The 19,248-nt window shown below is 38.4% G+C and carries 18 protein-coding genes; 10 read left to right on the forward strand and 8 right to left on the reverse strand.

From position 1 onward, the window contains the following. The first annotated feature begins 123 nt into the window (after positions 1–123). From PHO71_RS01105 to PHO71_RS01130, 6 genes are all read left to right on the forward strand, one after another. Positions 124–579, forward strand: coding sequence for a DUF4252 domain-containing protein (locus PHO71_RS01105; RefSeq protein ID WP_300197636.1), 456 nt, complete (start codon positions 124–126; stop codon positions 577–579). Continuing rightward, complete coding sequence (locus tag PHO71_RS01110) at positions 569–1,081, forward strand: RNA polymerase sigma factor (protein WP_300197639.1); 513 nt, start codon at positions 569–571, stop codon at positions 1,079–1,081. Before PHO71_RS01105 ends, PHO71_RS01110 begins: the two co-directional genes overlap by 11 nt. After that, positions 1,074–1,496, forward strand: coding sequence for a hypothetical protein (locus PHO71_RS01115; RefSeq protein ID WP_300197642.1), 423 nt, complete (start codon positions 1,074–1,076; stop codon positions 1,494–1,496). The genes PHO71_RS01110 and PHO71_RS01115 overlap by 8 nt, the downstream gene beginning before the upstream one ends. 1 nt (position 1,497) lies before the next feature. Further along, positions 1,498–1,965, forward strand: a complete 468-nt coding sequence (locus tag PHO71_RS01120) for a DUF4252 domain-containing protein (RefSeq protein WP_300197644.1) — start codon at positions 1,498–1,500, stop codon at positions 1,963–1,965. Positions 1,966–2,354: 389 nt separating this feature from the next. Continuing rightward, complete coding sequence (locus tag PHO71_RS01125) at positions 2,355–2,804, forward strand: ferrichrome ABC transporter substrate-binding protein (protein WP_300197647.1); 450 nt, start codon at positions 2,355–2,357, stop codon at positions 2,802–2,804. 58 nt (positions 2,805–2,862) lie between these two features. Beyond that, a complete protein-coding gene (locus PHO71_RS01130) occupies positions 2,863–4,362 on the forward strand; it encodes an acetyl-CoA hydrolase/transferase family protein (RefSeq protein WP_300197650.1) in 1,500 nt (499 codons plus the stop codon). 464 nt (positions 4,363–4,826) lie between these two features. On the opposite strand, the gene PHO71_RS01135 is transcribed toward PHO71_RS01130, so the two are convergent. The 5 genes from PHO71_RS01135 to dacB all read right to left on the reverse strand — a co-directional run bounded on the left by PHO71_RS01135 (position 4,827) and on the right by dacB (position 10,085). Next, positions 4,827–5,396, reverse strand: coding sequence for a hypothetical protein (locus PHO71_RS01135; RefSeq protein WP_300197653.1), 570 nt, complete (start codon positions 5,394–5,396; stop codon positions 4,827–4,829). Then, positions 5,383–5,991 (reverse strand): RNA polymerase sigma factor, encoded by a 609-nt coding sequence (locus PHO71_RS01140; protein ID WP_300197656.1) that lies wholly within the window; start codon positions 5,989–5,991, stop codon positions 5,383–5,385. Before PHO71_RS01140 ends, PHO71_RS01135 begins: the two co-directional genes overlap by 14 nt. Continuing rightward, positions 5,988–7,277, reverse strand: coding sequence for a hypothetical protein (locus tag PHO71_RS01145; RefSeq protein ID WP_300197659.1), 1,290 nt, complete (start codon positions 7,275–7,277; stop codon positions 5,988–5,990). The genes PHO71_RS01140 and PHO71_RS01145 overlap by 4 nt, the downstream gene beginning before the upstream one ends. 17 nt (positions 7,278–7,294) lie before the next feature. Next, entirely contained in the window at positions 7,295–8,542 is a 1,248-nt protein-coding gene (locus PHO71_RS01150) for a hypothetical protein (protein WP_300197661.1), read from the reverse strand. A 142-nt stretch (positions 8,543–8,684) separates the two neighbouring features. Beyond that, the gene (dacB, locus tag PHO71_RS01155; protein ID WP_300197664.1) at positions 8,685–10,085 is read right to left on the reverse strand and encodes a D-alanyl-D-alanine carboxypeptidase/D-alanyl-D-alanine-endopeptidase; all 1,401 of its coding nucleotides are present in this window, start codon (positions 10,083–10,085) and stop codon (positions 8,685–8,687) included. 163 nt (positions 10,086–10,248) lie between these two features. On the opposite strand from dacB, the gene PHO71_RS01160 reads away from it, so the two are divergent. Next, positions 10,249–12,210 (forward strand): PAS domain-containing hybrid sensor histidine kinase/response regulator, encoded by a 1,962-nt coding sequence (locus PHO71_RS01160; RefSeq protein WP_300197666.1) that lies wholly within the window; start codon positions 10,249–10,251, stop codon positions 12,208–12,210. Positions 12,211–12,293: 83 nt separating this feature from the next. Here the strand turns inward: PHO71_RS01160 and lpdA are convergent, their stop codons facing one another. Together lpdA and PHO71_RS01170 are read right to left on the reverse strand one after the other, a co-directional pair. Beyond that, the gene (lpdA, locus tag PHO71_RS01165; protein WP_300197669.1) at positions 12,294–13,637 is read right to left on the reverse strand and encodes a dihydrolipoyl dehydrogenase; all 1,344 of its coding nucleotides are present in this window, start codon (positions 13,635–13,637) and stop codon (positions 12,294–12,296) included. A 161-nt stretch (positions 13,638–13,798) separates the two neighbouring features. Next, a complete protein-coding gene (locus PHO71_RS01170) occupies positions 13,799–14,194 on the reverse strand; it encodes a PH domain-containing protein (RefSeq protein WP_300197671.1) in 396 nt (131 codons plus the stop codon). Between the two features lie 106 nt (positions 14,195–14,300). Here PHO71_RS01170 and nadB point away from each other — a divergent pair, with 106 nt between their 5' ends. Both nadB and PHO71_RS01180 read left to right on the forward strand, forming a co-directional pair. Continuing rightward, on the forward strand, positions 14,301–15,872 hold the full coding sequence (gene nadB, locus PHO71_RS01175) for an L-aspartate oxidase (RefSeq protein ID WP_300197674.1): 1,572 nt from the start codon (positions 14,301–14,303) through the stop codon (positions 15,870–15,872). Between the two features lie 2 nt (positions 15,873–15,874). After that, entirely contained in the window at positions 15,875–16,150 is a 276-nt protein-coding gene (locus PHO71_RS01180; protein ID WP_300197676.1) for a DUF4884 domain-containing protein, read from the forward strand. 427 nt (positions 16,151–16,577) lie between these two features. On the opposite strand, the gene rbr is transcribed toward PHO71_RS01180, so the two are convergent. Beyond that, positions 16,578–17,156: a rubrerythrin gene (gene rbr, locus PHO71_RS01185; protein ID WP_300197679.1), complete on the reverse strand. Its 579-nt coding sequence runs from the start codon at positions 17,154–17,156 to the stop codon at positions 16,578–16,580. Between the two features lie 250 nt (positions 17,157–17,406). On the opposite strand from rbr, the gene PHO71_RS01190 reads away from it, so the two are divergent. Then, positions 17,407–19,092 carry a SulP family inorganic anion transporter gene (locus PHO71_RS01190; RefSeq protein WP_300197682.1) on the forward strand — a complete coding sequence of 562 codons (1,686 nt, stop codon included), beginning with the start codon at positions 17,407–17,409 and terminating at the stop codon, positions 19,090–19,092. Positions 19,093–19,248: the final 156 nt, after the last annotated feature.

Consider the following 19,248-nt stretch of genomic DNA (forward strand, 5'->3'; position numbering starts at 1 on the left):
TTTTCATTTATTTTGTAACAAACCTTCTCCCCATCTCGTCTCCTTACTGAAAGCCCTTCAAATAAGGCGCTCAAAGGAGGGCTATCAAGAAATTTAGGATATTAACATAAAATACTAAGTAAAATGAGAAAAATACTTTTGATAGTTACCATTACCCTTATCACTCAACTGAGCTATGGACAGCAAAAGATGGATCAGTTATTCAACAACTTCCGTAGCGAGAGTGACATCACCTCTTTAAATATCAATAAAATGACAATGAAACTTGCCGGTTTATTCACCGAAACGATGGGAGTAGACGGGATAGAAATTCTAAAATTCAATGATTGCGGACAGAATGTGAAAGAGCGTCTGAAAACCGCCATCAAGAACCTGAAAGATGCGGATTACGAAACAATGGTCAAATCCAACAAGAATGACACTCATACGAAAATACTCGTTAAAATAAAGAAAAATAAGATTCGGGAACTGGTGGTTCTTACCACCGGAGACGACTATGCGCTCATACGCATCAAGGGCAATATTGACCCGAAAAATATGGAGCAAGTAATCAGTGAGCATAAAAGTAATGAACGTTGAGGTGTTCAAACAGCGGTTTCTTCCGTTTCATGACAAGCTTTTCCGAATTGCCTATGCTTTAGTAGAGAACCAAGCGGATGCGGAAGATATCCTTCAGGAAACGTACTGTAAACTGTGGAATATGCGAAATGAATTGGATAATATATTGAACCCGGAAGCATTTTCTGTTACTTTAGTCAAAAATCTTAGCCTGGACTTTCTTCGCTCGCCAAAGGCACGGCATAACGAAGGAGCGGAGACGCTGGAAAGAATTATAATAGCATCTGATTCCTCACCGGAAAAGGAACAAGAGGAAAGAGATGACATACGGCATATCCAAAGACTAATTGAATTGTTGCCAACTAACCAGCGACAAGTGTTGCGGTTATTTAGCATAGAAGATCACTCTTACGAGGAAATTGAACAGATAACGGGATTGAGCCCTTCAAATATACGCACGTTGCTCTTTCGGGCACGAAAATTTATACGAGAAAAATTTGATAAATCAAACAGTTATGGATGAGAAAAGAATAGAAGAACTAATAAATAAAGCGCTTCGGGAAGAATCATCACTACCAAGCGGCTTATCGGAAAGACTGGAACAGAAGATTGACCTCTTGGCTAAAGAGGAAATGAGGACAGGCAATAGAAGTAGCACTAATAGACAATTATTACCCAGACGGAAAATGTTCTATTGGATGGGAGGAATAGCTGCTGCCATACTCGGTGCCGTACTATTTGTTTTCACAGAGACAGACGCTTTTGCCGTACACCCTGTTGATACATACACCGACCCACAAGAAGCGGCTATGGCTGCTCAGAATGCATTAGCACTTATGTCGGCAAATCTGAACAAGGGAATTACAAAAGTCAATAAAACCAGTGGAGAGATTTATAAAATGAATAAAATATTTAATAAACAATTAAACAATGAATAATATGACCAAGAGATATTTATATACCATCCTTTTTCTGTTTTGCGTAAACTTCTGTTTCGCCCAAAATACGTTGTTCGACAAGTATGCTGATAAGGATAATGTAACATCAGTCTTTATCTCAAAGAAAATGTTCCAAATGATGCCTTCTGTCGATACTCCAAAGTTGAACCTGAAGAATATGAAAAATAAAATAGAATCTTTGCACATTATCACTGCAGAAGACAAAAAGATACAAGAAAACATGAAAAATGAATTTTCCGCATTGATGAAGAAAGACTATGATGAGTTAATGAGAATAAAAGATGGAATGACTAAAGTAAACTTTTACGTCAAACAGAAAGGGAACTTTATAAGCGAAATGGTGATGATAGTAGACTCAGCCGAAAATGATTTCACAGTCATGCAGCTCTTGGGTAATTTCACTCTAAAAGAAATACAGGAAATTACCAATACCATGCCCCAAAAGTAGGAATTTTAGATGCAAATTACACGAATCCGCAAAATATCATATCTAAAAATATGATTATGGCTTAAATGTAATAAGCTCATAAGCATCGTACAAAGAATTATCTGTTTATTCTTGTTTTCTGTTTTAAATAGCACAAAAACTTGTTATTCAGCAAATGAAAGATTAATTAACGTTAATAGAATAAACATTTTCCGCGTTATTACTTGGTAATTTTAATTTTAATTTTCACATTTGTGCAATGAAAGAAACATTAGATTTTTTCATAGTTAAGGTTTAGGTTAAAAAAATTAAGGGGAGCTGTGAAGCTGCCCTTTTTTCATACCAAAGTGTTAGCCTGAATCAGATTTTATATTTACCTTTGGCGAACAACTATTTAGAATAGCAACATTATGGAAGATATTTTTAAATTTCTCTTGTTAGGAGGTGTTATTATTATATCGATAGTCAGATCGTTGAAAAAAGCAGCTGCAAGTACAGAAGACCAACGTCCCAGTACTCCCAAGCAACCTACTGTCGAAACAGTTCCCGATGCTGTTCCCATCCCTGAGGTGTGGGGCAAAATATTTTCGCCAAAAGACATTTTCCAATCAGCAACAGAAATGAAAGAATCAACTTCTTCTTCACAAAAACAAAAGAATCAGAAAAAGCATATGTTGCAATCCGGCTCTGGAAATAACGTCGTAAAACAAAATGCCGAATCTCAATCGGATATCCCGCATACTTCTTCATCTCCCGTTTCTCAGGAACTTTCGGACAGCAAAGAGGATTTTACCATCCATTCCGCAGAAGAAGCACGCCGTGCTATCATCTGGGGAGAAATATTACAACGTAAGTATTAATGAGAAAGTGAAAACCAATAAAAGTTAATTGTAATCTAACACGAATTTATACTATATTATGTCATTCAATCGTATTTCAGCAGCAGAAGCTGCGAGCCTGATCAAACATGGCTACAACATCGGTTTAAGTGGATTTACTCCCGCAGGAACCGCCAAGGCTGTTACAGCCGAACTTGCTAAAATTGCGGAAGCAGAACATGCAAAGGGAAATCCTTTTCAAGTAGGTATCTTCACCGGAGCCTCTACGGGAGAATCTTGCGACGGAGTAATGGCACGTGCTAAAGCAATTCGTTACCGTGCTCCTTACACTACGAATGCCGACTTCCGCAAAGCTGTGAATAACGGAGAGATTGCTTACAACGATATCCATTTGTCACAAATGGCACAAGAGGTACGTTACGGTTTCATGGGCAAATTAAATGTTGCCATCATCGAAGCCTGTGAACTAACTCCGGATGGAAAGATTTATCTTACGGCTGCCGGTGGTATTTCTCCTACTATTTGCCGCCTGGCAGACCAGATTATTGTAGAGCTAAACAGTACACATAGCAAAACAGGTATGGGTCTGCATGACGTATATGAGCCACTTGATCCACCTTACCGTCGTGAAATTCCTATCTACAAACCGAGTGACCGTATCGGACTGCCTTATATTCAGGTAGATCCTAAAAAGATTGTAGGTGTAGTAGAAACAAATAAGCCGGATGAAGCTCGCTCCTTTGCTGACGCTGATCCATTGACTGACAAGATCGGCCAGAATGTTGCCGATTTCCTTGCAGCCGATATGAAACGCGGTATTATTCCTGCAAACTTCCTGCCTTTACAGTCAGGTGTGGGAAATATTGCCAATGCTGTACTTGGCGCATTGGGACGTGACAAAACGATTCCACCCTTCGAAATGTACACTGAAGTAATACAGAACTCTGTAATTGGTTTGATCCGTGAAGGACGCATCAAGTTTGGTAGCGCTTGCTCACTAACTGTTACCAATGACTGTCTGGAGGGTATTTACAACGATATGGATTTCTTCCGTGACAAGCTGGTTCTTCGCCCGTCGGAAATTTCAAACAGCCCCGAAGTAGTTCGTCGCCTCGGTATTGTTTCCATCAATACGGCTATCGAAGTAGACCTCTACGGTAACGTGAATTCTACTCATATCGGAGGAACGAAGATGATGAATGGTATTGGTGGCTCGGGAGACTTTACCCGCAACGCTTATATTTCTATCTTCACCTGTCCGTCAGTAGCTAAAGAAGGAAAAATTAGTGCAATTGTTCCAATGGTTTCTCACATGGACCACAGTGAACACTCTGTAAATATCATTATCACTGAGCAAGGAGTTGCCGATCTACGTGGAAAAAGTCCAAAAGAACGTGCACAAGCTATCATTGAAAACTGTGCGCATCCTGACTACAAACAATTGCTTTGGGATTACCTCAAACTAGCCGGTGCCAAAGCACAGACTCCGCACGCTATTCAAGCTGCGTTGGGTATGCACGCCGAACTTGTAAAAAGTGGCGATATGAAGAATACAGATTGGGCAGTCTATAGCAAATAATAAGAAGTATAATCAATATACATAATTACTTGAAGGTGGCTAGGAGCAGTAGAAACTGACTTGTAGCGCCTTCTTTTTTTATAGCCGGACGGATTGAACACAAAAAGAGTGCTTGCCAGAGAAATAAATTCATTTTATTTACCAACCTATTACCGATCTTCTAAAACTCTTTTTTCATTGACATTTGAGTGATGATCTATAAACTTTTTAATATTCACCGGTTCTATCACCCATCATCGCAAATTTATAATAATAACTAGCTTTTGCATGAGTTCTCTCAGAATACGAAATGTATCATCAGGTTAGTTGAGGAGGAATTTATAATCTACAATTTAGGTTTAAACATCAAAGATAGTCAAAAAAACACCTGTCAAACTATTAGTTTCACCCTACAAAACCGATGGTTGTACCATATATCAAATATTTTGTTCTTAATCCTCTGGATTTATCAGACTACATTTACTTTATTCAGACTGCGCAGTCATCAGCAAATGAATCGGATAATTATCCTCAGCAACAGTCATTCCATTGGCTGCATAACAATCGCTTTCCGGGTCTGGCATACTCATTTCTTGCTGCAAAAAATCAGGTATCACTATAGCAGGCATTGTTTGCTTCGTTGCTTTGTCACTCTGAGTAACAGGCTTCTTCGAAGATACGGGTTTTAATGCATTTTGACTAGCAATCAGAAATTCCGGAGACTGCGTTTTCACTTCCCGATAGATGGTATCTACCCGCTCGTGTACGACAATTACTGTATCGGTGACAGCCAGTTTGCTATCCGGTTGTGGTTCACTTCCACCGGAAAAGCCATAACCGAGTATCCAACCTAACAGACAGGCAGCAGTCAGCCACCAAGGAGAAATGCGCAACCTCTTTTTATAACATTGCTCCTTTCGGACAGTCTGCATGACGAAAGAAAAAGGTGGAGGAGTATGCTCCACCTTTTCCTGCTCGTATTGCTTTTTCATACAACGGATTAGCTGCTGTATCTCCTGCAACTCTTCTAATCTTTCTAAATCATCCTTTTTCATAATCAGTTGTTTGGGGGTTATAGTTAGATAATGAATGCTGTAATATTTTTAATGTATAGAATAAGCGGGATTTCACTGTTCCTTCAGGACAATGCAGAATCTGTGCTATCTGCTGCACTGAAAGTTCTTCTTCGTATCGAAGAGTATATGCCGCCCGCTGTTCGTCCGTCAGACTTATGAGGATTTTTTTCAATTGTTCATTAAACACCTGCCGGTCATAAACAGCCTCAAACTCAGGAGAAACGCAATAATCTTTTTCTTCCACAAGAGACTGTTGAGACATATATTCTTCTACTATCTCACGATGACGGTACTCATTCTTACAAAGGTTGTATCCCATAGAAAATACCCATGTAGAAAAACATTTTCCTTGTTGATAACTGCCTCTTGCTTCATAAATACGAAGAAACAACTCCTGAAGGAAGTCATCTGCCAAGGATGCATTGCCGGAGAACATACGCATGAAAAATCCCTTCAACCGGGGAGCATATCGCCCATAAAGCTCCTCAAAAGCTTTTTCACTCTTTTGGGTGGCAAATCGCTCCATGAGTTGTTCATCTGTCTCGTTGCGTTTGAAAGTTCTGAATAACGTCATGGTTCAATCCCATCTATTAGTTTCTGAAATTCATCCTTTCTATCAACTATTTTAACAACAGCTTCTCCTTTCTCTTTCATCTCCAATTGACGAGCCATGATAGCTTCTGACAACTTCTCATCAGCAGTTATTGGCTTAAAGGAGTGAGTACGGTCCAAAATACCCTGCAACAGACTCTTCAATTTCATATATTGGTTTTTGTCTCCACTCGTACGATAGAATTGCAGCAACGGAGCAAAAGAGATAATGTAATTCCAATTGGGAGTCATAGAATACGTAATGCCCGGATGATAGTCCGACCAGGGACGGCGCAAATAGTCCAATAAATATACCTGCTCATAATTCTTTCTTGCAACCGCCATATTATTATACGGTTTTAATGAATACTTTAAGACCAGTCCTTCCGGGTACAGTTTGTCCTTCAATGCTTCTAACAAATACTTATCATACATAAACTGGCTAAAATAAACGGGACGCTTTTCTCTTTCCAGAAAATATTCCGCTCCGGGCGCCTCCTTTTTACTCTCTGAGAAGATTTTCGGGTCTACTCCCACCTTCTCCCAGAACCACCTTCCTTGCACGGGATTACTTAGATCGACAGAGGATATGATTTCTATATCCTTGAACAATCCTAAACTATATTGAAGCAAATAATAATAAAATAAATTCGCAGTTGGCTGAACAACGAGCACTGCGTTCTTACCCAAACCAGCCAACTCATTGTAGCAATAAGAAAGGAGATCGGAAGAATACAAACCACTTTCATACCATTCACAAGCTATCTCTTTAAGCTTTTCGAACTGATGAGTATCATAAAAATGCCGCATATCATCCAGATAATCCCGTTCACAAGTCCGCTTTAAAGAAATTATCTGCCGATAAATGCGTTCCTGTTCCTGAAAATCGGTTGTCTGCACCAACAAATAACGATAGTATATACGAGTATCAGGAATATACTTCTTCATTTTTTTAACGACTGAACGGAATTCCTTCTGATAGTTCGTTTTTTGCAGAGTATCTCCATCCGCCTGTAAAAATGGTATAATGTATTCTCCGGTTTGCCACATCGCAAAACAAGCATATACATAGTTATCCCATGCCTTTTCATTCCTTTTATCTTTCTTCAACTCCACCTCCCAAGCATCTTTCTGAGCCTGATACCAAGACAATCCCAAAGGAACGGGATATCTTCCGATCAACGATATTTCCAAAGGCTCCTTATCTTGAGCAGTCGCCTCTTGTGCCGGAGTGATGAAAAAGAATAATAAGTATATAAATCGTTTCATACTTCCTGTCAGCTTAATCAGATATTAATACTTTTGAGATACTGCTCACGAACCTCTTTGCTACAAGACTTGGCATTGTCGATGATCGTTCGTAATAGTGAATACAGCTTGTCGTAATGATTCTGATCTTCCGACTCTTTGTAGAATTGCAGCAAAGCTTTAAAAGCGGGTATATAATAAAGAGCAAGCACCTCATTCGCTTTCGGATCAAAAGCAGTAGCAGCCAATGTATCAGGATAAAAAGACTGACGTAAATAATCCATTAAATATACAGTCTCAAAGTTGCGTCGCATGACTGCCAGATTATCATAGGATTTAGATCTATATCTCATCAATAGACCTTCAGGGTGCAAGCTATCTTTAATCGCACTTTTTGCAAGTTCGTCCATTGTGATAGTAAAATATACAGGTCGCTTGGTGTATTTAGCAATATGCCCAACCACGCCTTTAAGGTCACTGGAATAGCTTTTCACAAAATCTTCAGGAGAAGAGAATGAAATCGTATCATTTTTCTCCTTTCTATATTTAGGTATCTTCAATTCTTCAGTTACTTTATCTATAGACATCGAATCGGTCAAGAAAGGATACATAATAATCTTCTTATCCTTAAACATATCTTTTGCATTTTGAAGCATTCTCATTCCAAACAAATCAAAACAACCACCCATGAAGATAATGGCATCTTTCTCAGCCGAAGCCAATTCATTGTAGGCAAAGTTCAATTGCTGGGAAGGAAACTTACCGGACTGATACCAACGCACACAAATATCTTTCAATCGTTCTTTATTCGATAATGATGCTGCAAAATAAGTAGGATAGTGTAAAACAGCATCAGGCCATTTTTTCATTATTTCATTAAGTGGCATTCTCTTTTCCCCCGGTTTCATATAGGAGTTTCGTGTTATTTCATAAGTAGCAGTATTAGGTATATTTTGCTTCATACCCTCCAGCATTTCATCCACTTCCTTCTGTATATCTATACTGGGGGTGGGATACTTTACTGACGGTTTCATGGATTGGAGCAATGAAGCTCCTTTAAGAATCTGAAGTCCTCCCGAATATTGTATCCATGCTCTTTCATCTTTAGGGTTTTCTTTTACTTTCTGCTTATATTGATCCACCAAATCACGTGTAGCACGTATCATTGAAACGATTGAATCAGGAGATAAAATGGAGTTGTTACAGGCAGATGTTACTTGGGAATATGATAATGTGCCACAACAACAAAATAAGATAAACAACAGATATTTGATAGTTTTCATCATTTACTCTTTTTCTTTATTCAACATTGTTTTAAAAATAGAACCGTTCTGACAATGCATACACGCAAGAAAGATAAACGTTCAAACAATACTTGATTTTCTTAAAAAAAAGTGTAAAAAAGAAAAATCACACCAATTTCAATCATCAGCGACCGATTATAATTTCGCATACCTTATCTTGAAATGCTCTTGCTGTAGCGGCAGAAAGCACATTCTGATTCATAATGGCAAAAGCAACTTCATGTCCGTTCTTCATCTTTAAATATCCGGCCAATGCATTGATCGCTGTAAAAGACCCGGTTTTTGCGTGTACATTCTTATAAGCAACGCTCCCTTTCATCCGGTTTTGCAATGTTCCGTCAATCCCGGCTACAGGAAGTGCTTTATATAACTTCCGGAAAACATCGGTCTGAGAATAGGCAAATTTCAAAAAATCGACAAGTAGGGCAGGAGAGAGGTAGTTATAATTTGATAAACCGCATCCATCCACAATCTTATAATCTTCCGGTTCGTACCCCAATTGCTGAATCAACAGTCTTATCTCTTCAATACCATCATTGGCTGCCACATACTTCTTTTTGGCAGCCTGCATACCCAACCGGCAAAGTAGTGCTTCCGCATTCAGATTATCACTCTCCTTCATTAATTGATTCAATACATCTTGCACAGGAGTCTCCCAACATGCCATCTGTTGCACCTCACCCAGAGGAAGTTCCGTAAAATCATAAGATTGAGGAGCTATAATTCCACGTTCCTGAAGCCGTTCAAGAAAAGTATGCATGAAATAACATTTTGAATCATAGATATTTATCCATTGCTTACCAACTGCACTTACATTTCCTTTTATAATAACATTATTCCCATTAGTGAACCAATCTCTTGATACAGAAAATTTTCCGGCAGATGGTGTCCGCGTTTTTGCCTCATTCAACACTTTATAATAAGAAGAAAGCGGAGTACAAGAAACTTTTGCCGAATCTCCCTGCTGAGCACCGGGAGCAGCTGTCACTTCAACAATCCCTTTGCAAAACATCAAAGGTGAGAGATAGGGTTGATAAGCTTCCGGATTATCATCCCAAGCCCATCCATTTCCCCAATAAAGAGAATCTTTCATCGAGACATCTCCATATACCCGTCCGTTAATGACAGAAAAAGGGTAGGTGATAATTTCTTCTATTAACGAATCCATTGCTTGTTCATCAAATTCAGGATCAAAGCCCCCTACAACATATAGATTTCCTTGCAAAGTATCATGCTCTATCACGCCATCATACCACACTTCTGTGCAAAAAGGATTGTCAGCTTCGGGACGGGAGAGAGCAGTTATAGCTGTCAGCAACTTCATAGTAGAAGCAGGACGGGAGAGTTTGTTGGCACGGTAATTATACAATGGTGTCCCGGCTGTCAGGTCATAAACTGATATCCCAACTTCGGAAGCTTCCGGAAGCATTTTCTTAATGATTGAATCAATCTGAGAAAAATCTCTTTGTCCCCACAATGGAAGTAAACATACAGAAAGGAAAACTGATAAAAGAATACTCTTCATACAAAACTGATTTATGGACTTTGAATCTACAAATATAAAAAAAAGTTGTATATTTGCCCCTAAGCAAGCAATAACAACATCAGAGCGAATCCAAAAATACTTAAATGCTGATGTTTTTAATACCTATTTGATACGTTATTTAAAAACATTATTAGTAATAAATATGCAACAGGAACTTCTGTCGTTTATTCCCGAATATATCCCCCTGGGAGTAGTAGTGTATGATAAAGATGGATTTCTTAAATATGCCAATAGCATTGCATTAAAGATGTTTGGTGTATCCATGAAAGAAGTTTATGACATCAACATTTTCAATGATCCCAATATCATGGATAATGACAAAGAGCTGCTAAAAAAGGGGCTGAATGTTTCTTTTGAAACAGATTATGACTTCGATCTTTGCGGAGAACAATTTTTCGATACTCCAATAAGAGGAATCAGGAAATACTTTGTCACCAAAGTGACCATCATGAAAGACCCGGAAGGGCAACGGAAAGGATATATTTTGACCTGTGAAGATGTCACCGAAAAGAAGGCACAGGAACGGGAAATCATTAACAGTTATAAAAAAATTAAATCTGCGCAGGAAGATTTATCATTAGCTCTCCATACAGGTAAGCTGGTATCATGGAACTATCAGGTAAAAGAAGAAATATTTTATAAATTCAATCATCAGATTGAGAATATTGAAAATATTGAAAAGCAGTCACTCAATTCTATCTACGAACGAGTTTACCCTGACGACCGTGAGAAGTTTTTAGCTTTATTAGATAATATCATTCACAAACGAAAGCTGCCGAATAACAACATTGTTTTGAAAGTCTTAAATGACGAAAATCATGATTATTGCTATTATAACTTTACTTTTAGTGCCAGAGAAGATGAGAACGGCAGTATCACGGTAATTACTTTTATACAACAAGATAGAACAGAAGAAATCAAATATCAGCAAAATCTAATCTTGGCAAAGAATAAAGCAGAGGAAGCGGATAAACTGAAGTCTACTTTTCTTGCGAACATGAGCCATGAGATTAGAACTCCGCTTAATGCAATTGTTGGATTCTCACAGCTCCTTTCAGAAACTAATGACCAAGAAGAGAAGGATGAATATAAACAACTGATTGAAACTAACAGTGATATTCTCCTGAAACTAATCGGAGATATTCTCGATCTATCTAAAATTGAAGCAGGGTCTATTGACATCCATCGGCAAGAGTTAGACTTAAGCCAACTCTGCGAAGAACTGTTTCAGTCTTTCAAACAACGGTTAAAAGACACCAATGTCACACTTAAACTCATTGATCCTTACGCTAAATGCACCGCTTATTTCGATAAACATCGCTTCATACAGATATTTACGAACTTTATGTCAAATGCCATTAAATATACTCCACATGGAGAGATTGTGATGGGATATGAATGTAAGCCGGGACAAGTCAGACTATATGTAAAAGATACCGGCATAGGTATCCCGGAACAAAAGAAACATCATATTTTCGGTCGATTTGAAAAGTTGGACAATTTTGCTCAAGGTACAGGGTTGGGACTGTCTATTTGTAAAGCTATCGCAGAAGCTACAAAAGGAGAAGTAGGTTTCGAATCTACCGAAAATGTAGGATCAGAATTTTGGTATCTAGGATATACGGATGTGGAATTTGTTGAGAAGTCACAGCAAACAGAGGAAAAAACAATTCGGAAAATTGTAAGACGAACTCCGTCTAATATTCTTCCTACCCAGATGAAAGAGTTGCGTATCCTTATAGCCGAAGATAATGACAGTAACTATCTTCTAATAAAAAATATACTAAAAAAGAATCTATTAACTCGGGCTTTGAATGGAGCAGAAGCTGTAGAATACGCCGGGAGTCAAACCTTCGATGTTATCTTGATGGACCTGAGAATGCCCATAATGAATGGACTGGAAGCCGCCTCACACATTCGTAAATTTGACTGCCAGACACCGATAATAGCTCTTACAGCAAATGCTTTCGATTCGGATAAAGACGCTGCATTGAATGCCGGTTGCAATTTCTTTATGACAAAACCGGTCAAACGACACGCATTGTTTGAATTACTTTCAAGTCTTGATAAAAAAAGCAAATCAAAGAATAATAAAATGTCATAAGTATTAAATACTTATTTAATGGCATAACTTATATACAGAATATGCGGAGGTGTGTCAAAATGATTCTGACACACCTTTTTATACTACAATGCTTCTCTAAATATCTCACATACTGTAGGATGAGGAAAGACAATCTTTTTCCATTGCTCTGCAGTGAGCCCGAGTTCAATCGTAGTTCCGGCAAGTGCAATAATCTCAGAAGCCGGATTTCCCAATACGTGTGCTCCTATGATCCGGTCACATTCATCTAGTAGTATTTTGCAAACTCCATTCACACCCTCATTCTCTGCTACGAAACGACCCGAATAAGCCATAGGTAGCTTTACTATGCGGTAATTGATTGCTTTTGTTGAAGCTGATTCTTCTGTTTCGCCAACTCCTGCAATCTCCGGATTCGTATAAACCACACCAGGAATAGCACGATAACTCATAACATCGGCTTTCCCTAAAATAGTATGTACAGCAACTTCCGCTTCACGAACGGCAGTATGAGCTAACAAAGAAAAACCGGTCAAATCACCACAGGCATAAACACTCGGTATGGATGTCTGCATTTGAGCATTTACTTTTATATTACCCCGCTCTGTTCTCTCTATTTCTAAATTCTCCAATCCAAAGCCTTTTGTCACAGGACGGCGACCAACACTCATCAGAATTTTATCAGCAACAACACTTTCACTTCCTTCAGCATTCTCATAACATACAACGGCTAAATCTCCATCCTGTGATAAAGAAACGACTTTCGTACTAAGCAAAAACTTTACGCCCCGTTTTGCATATTCTGTACGCAATAAAGCGGACAACTCTTTATCCATGCCCCCCAGAATCTCGTCCATCATTTCAACTACAGTGACTTGTACACCTAAACTATTAAAGAAAGAAGCGAATTCCATTCCGATGACTCCACCGCCAACTATGACCAAAGAAGAAAGTATTTCTTTATTATCCAATGCGTCCCGATGTGTCCAGTAATTCACTGTCTCTATCCCCTTAATAGGAGGAATGAATGTTTCAGAACCTGTACAAAGTATCAGATTCTCTCCCTCATACGTTTCATCTCCACAGCGGACAGTATTTTTATCAATGATTCTCGCTTCTCCTGAAAGGATAGTGACATTATTTGTAGCCAGCTTTGCCTTCACTCCCAATACCAATTTGCGAACGACTTTGCTCTTTCTGCAAATAATCTTGGATAAGTCAAAAGACGCCTCTGCCACGTTCACAGCATACTTAGAAGCATGACGGGCATTATCATATATTTTAGCAGAATAAAGCAATGTTTTAGTAGGAATACAACCTTCATTCAAGCAAACACCGCCCAAACTATTTTTCTCGATAAGCAATACGCTCAAACCGGCTTTTCCGGCAACTTCGGCAGCTGTATATCCTGCAGGACCGCCTCCGATAATGATTACTTGGTATTTCATAGTAAATAATTTATATAAATTCAGTTAGTAGCCTACATTGCATTTGCTCCCTATATTTACTCTGCATATTGGATATATATGTTCAGCATGATGAATATATAGTTTCAGAACATACTTTAAGGGATAATAATCATAGAATCACTTCGTTTGAATCAGCTCATTCATTTATTCCTTCTTTTCTCAATCAATTGAATAAATTCACATTCTTTAATAGGCATCACGGATGCAAACTTTTCTTTTCCATATTCTATCAATATATAATTAGTCACTGAAAAACAACCGACTTTCATAGAATGACACTTCTTAATTATTGTAATTTCAGCTATAGGTATTACTTTCTTGCGGATAAAACGACCACGGGATATTTCTAGTGTACCATCCGAAGTCACAGTATAAAGAGTATGAATAATTTGCTCAATAACGATAATCAACATAAGCATAAATAACACTGCCGGCAAGATATACTTACACCACAAAGCACCTACGGCATTGACAGTGAGTACGGCCAACAAGAAATACTGATACCAAGCAATACGGGCATGAAAAATTCGATTCATTTTGTCAGATTTTTGCGTGCAAGGTAGCAATTTTATGAATTAGTGACAACGAAAAGTACAACGAAGTGAGTTATTTTGTAGCTTTGCGGTGATAAATAACAAAATTATGGTAAGAAAATTCGATATCCTCGTCATCGGCTCTGGAATTGCCGGTATGAGTTATGCGCTGAAAGTTGCTCACAAAGGTAAAGTCGCTCTTATCTGTAAAGCCGGATTGGAAGAAGCCAATACGTTTTTTGCTCAAGGCGGCATTGCATCTGTAACAGACCTTACAGTGGATAATTTCGAAAAGCACATTGAAGACACGATGATCGCTGGCGACTGGATCAGTGACCGTACGGCAGTAGAAAAGGTAGTACGTAACGCTCCCGAACAAATCAATGAGCTAATCAAATGGGGAGTAAATTTTGATAAAAAAGACAATGGGGAGTTCGACTTACACAAAGAAGGAGGTCATTCAGAATTCCGTATCCTCCACCATAAAGACAATACAGGTGCAGAAATACAAGATAGTCTGATAGAAACGGTAAAGAACCACCCGAATATCACTGTATTCGAGAACTTCTATGCTGTAGAAATCATCACTCAACACCATTTAGGAATTATTGTAACCCGTTATACTCCCGGCATCAAATGCTACGGTGCTTATGTGCTGGACGAAGCTACCGGAGAGGTAGATACATTCCTATCTAAAATAACAGTGATGGCAACCGGTGGATGTGAAGCTGTTTACCGTAATACGACTAATCCGCTGGTGGCAACAGGTGACGGAATTGCTATGGTATACCGTGCTAAAGGTGCGGTAAATGACATGGAATTTATTCAATTCCACCCCACAGCTCTTTTCCATCCGGGAGACCGTCCGAGCTTCCTGATCACAGAAGCAATGCGCGGATACGGCGCCGTACTTCGTACACAAGATGGCAAGGAATTTATGCAAAAATATGATTCGCGCTTGTCATTGGCTCCGCGTGATATCGTGGCACGCGCCATTGATAATGAAATGAAACAACGTGGAGAAGATCATGTTTACCTTGATGTAACCCATAAAAATCCGGAAGAAACTAAGAAACATTTCCCTAATATTTATAAGAAGTGCCTCAGCCTGGGCATTGACATCACTAAAGATTATATACCGGTAGCTCCCGCTGCACACTATCTTTGTGGTGGTATCACAGTCGATCTGGACGGTCAATCTAATATCCGCCGTTTATATGCTTTAGGCGAATGCTCCTGCACAGGTTTGCACGGTGGTAATCGTTTGGCTTCAAATTCACTGATAGAAGCTGTGGTTTATGCCGATGCAGCTGCTAAGCACTCATTAAGTGTGCTCGAACGTTATGATTTTAACGAGGACATTCCCGAATGGAATGATGAAGGCATGATTTCGACTGAAGAACGAGTGCTGATTACGCAAAGCATGAAGGAAGTAAATCAGATTATGGAAGCTTATGTCGGCATTGTCCGCAGTAATCTTCGTCTGACTCGTGCCTGGAACCGTCTGGATATTCTTTACGAGGAGACAGAAAAACTATTTAAGAGTAGCAAGGCTACCCGTGAACTTTGCGAGCTTCGTAATATGATCAATGTAGGTTATCTAATTACACGTCAGGCAATGGAACGCAAAGAAAGTCGTGGTTTACATTATACGATAGATTATCCACGCAAAAAAGAATAGTTATGAAAACATTTATTGGGCTATTTATACTTCTATTTTTCATAATAGGAATGTCTTCTTGTTACACAGGAATCCCGTTGCAACAGGGTAAATCCCAAAATAACAAAACGTACGAAGTCAGTTATCTGTTTGAACACGATGGAGTAAAAGTCTATCGCTTTATAGATATGGGAAACTATGTGTATTTTACTACCAGAGGAGATGTGACCAGTATTAAAAATGATTCGACAGAAAAAAGAATAGTTACAATATATAAAGATAGTATAATATCTGAATAACCACGAAAATTTCTTTGTAGAAAACTCTACCTGAAAAGACCAAAGCCAGCAACGAAAAGATATTTTATAAAATGGAAGAGGTTATTTCGCTAATGAAATGCCTCAAAAAGTTAGACAAAAAATTATTATAGTTCACTCCACTAACGAGACAACCTCTTCCATTAATTACTATCTATGAAAACTACTGCCCCAAAATAGACAATTAAAAAGATAAAGAATACAAGAAGCAAACAATGTCAGTTATGGAATAATAAATATTCAATAATTATCTCTCCTTGATTATATTACAAACAAATTCCAATAAGTAACAGTAAACGGATGACAATAATTTCGTTTTTTCTAATCTTTTTTTGATATGTGTAGAGATGAGGTAATAAAAAAAGGGTGACATTTGATCACCCTCTTTATTTTTTCTATCTACTTTATTTTAATAATTTTCCTTCTTTACTTCGAAGTATGCTTGCGGATGCAGACATGCCGGACAAATTTCAGGGGCTTCTTTACCTACAGCGATATATCCGCAGTTACGGCATTGCCATACAACTTCGCCTTCTTTAGCAAAAACAGTCATATTCTCGATGTTGTTTACAAATGCCAGATATCTTTCTTCATGACCTTTTTCAGCGATAGAGATATTACGATACATAGCAGCAATCATAGGGAAACCTTCTTGCTCTGCAACATCAGCAAAGTGTGGATAATCCAATGACCATTCTTCGTGTTCACCGGCAGCAGCAGCACGCAGATTTTCTAATGTATTGCCAATCACACCTGCCGGATAGGTGGCAGTAATTTCAACCATACCCCCTTCGAGGAACTTAAACATACGTTTTGCATGTTCTTTTTCCTGATCAGCTGTTTCTGTGAAGATAGCAGAGATTTGTTCGTAGCCTTCTTTTTTAGCAACACTGGCAAAATAAGTGTAACGCATTCTTGCTTGTGATTCTCCTGCAAATGAAGTCAGTAGATTCTTTTCTGTCTGAGTTCCTTTAATACTTTTAGTCATAATTCTGATATAATTTAATTGGTTTGAAACCTATTTAGGCGTAACTTGTCGATTTTTTTATAACGCAAATATAAGATTTTTGTTCTTAATATCCACCCTTTTTCTCATTAATAAAAACGATCAAGTCATTGATAAAACCTATCAACAGCCAAATAGTATATTCCAAAACATACTTATCTCAATTATTTTATCTAATTTTGCAACCTCTACTTTACAAAAGAGCAACATATATACAAACAATCTATAAAAAATGAAGCTATTTGAATTTAAACCCAAACTGGTTTCCTGTCTGAAAAATTACTCAAAAGAAACATTCATGGCAGACCTGATGGCGGGTATCATCGTAGGTATCGTAGCACTTCCTCTGGCTATTGCTTTTGGTATCGCTTCGGGAGTATCACCGGAAAAAGGCATCATCACCGCTATCATTGCCGGATTCATTATTTCCATATTAGGAGGGAGTAAGGTCCAGATTGGCGGACCGACAGGTGCATTTATCGTTATCATTTACGGTATCATTCAGCAATATGGTGAAGCTGGACTGATTATAGCCACTCTAATGGCAGGCGTGCTCCTTATATTATTAGGAGTATTCAAACTTGGAGCTGTCATCAAATTTATTCCTTATCCTATTATTGTAGGTTTCACCAGTGGTATTGCCGTTACTATCTTTACTACGCAAATTGCAGATATTTTTGGTTTGACATTCGGAAGTGAAAAGGTTCCGGGCGATTTCGTTGGAAAATGGATCATTTATTTCCGGCATTTTGATACGGTAAACTGGTGGAATACCATTGTAAGTATTGTCAGCATCATTATTATTGCAATAACGCCTAAGTTCTCAAAAAAAATTCCCGGCTCATTAATAGCTATTGTTGTAGTAACAGTTGCTGTTTATTTAATGAAAACTTATGGTGGAGTCGATTGTATTTCTACCATTGGCGACCGTTTCACAATCAACTCAGAACTTCCGGATGCTACTGTGCCGGTTCTAAACTGGGAAGCTATCAAAAATCTGTTTCCGGTAGCCATTACTATTGCCGTATTAGGAGCTATTGAGTCTTTATTATCTGCTACAGTCGCAGATGGCGTGATAGGTGATCGGCATGATTCTAATACCGAGTTAATTGCGCAAGGAGCTGCAAATCTTATAACTCCTTTGTTTGGTGGTATCCCCGCTACCGGAGCCATTGCCCGCACAATGACTAATATCAATAATGGGGGTAAAACACCAGTTGCCGGAATTATCCACGCAATAGTCCTACTTTTGATTTTACTCTTTTTGATGCCACTTGCACAATATATTCCAATGGCGTGCCTTGCCGGAGTATTAGTAATTGTATCTTATAATATGAGTGGTTGGCGCGTATTCAAAGCTCTGCTGAAAAATCCAAAATCAGACGTTACCGTATTGCTGATTACCTTCTTCCTTACTGTAATCTTCGACTTGACAATTGCTATCGAAGTAGGATTGATCATAGCTTGTGTCCTTTTCATGAAACGTGTAATGGAAACCACGGAAATTTCTGTTATTACTGATGAGATTGATCCTAATTCAGAATCTGACATTACTTTGCACGAAGAGCATCTGGTTATCCCAAAAGGAGTAGAAGTTTATGAAATCAATGGTCCTTACTTCTTCGGTATCGCCACTAAATTTGAAGAGACTATGGCGCAACTAGGAGATCGTCCTAAAGTACGTATCATCCGTATGCGTAAGGTTCCTTTTATTGATTCAACCGGTATTCATAATCTAACAACACTTTGTCAGATGTCACAGAAAGAAAAAATAACCGTTATCCTTTCCGGAGTCAATGAGAAAGTACATAATGTATTAGGTAAATCCGGTTTCTATGAATTGTTGGGAGAAGAGAATATTTGCCCGAATATTAATGTAGCATTGGATAGAGCAAAAGACATTATCAAACATAAGTAAGAGTTCTATATATTATTTTGAAGAAGATTCATTATTCACTCTTTCAGTGCATAAATTATCTATCCGTATAGTAAAAGCTGAGGGCAGTACAAAATTTCGATAGTCGTATCATTCTGTCATTCAGACGACCGTAGGGAGGAAGAATCTTGTCTTCCG

This window comes from Bacteroides sp. (assembly GCF_028690125.1).
Lineage (GTDB): Bacteria > Bacteroidota > Bacteroidia > Bacteroidales > Bacteroidaceae > Bacteroides.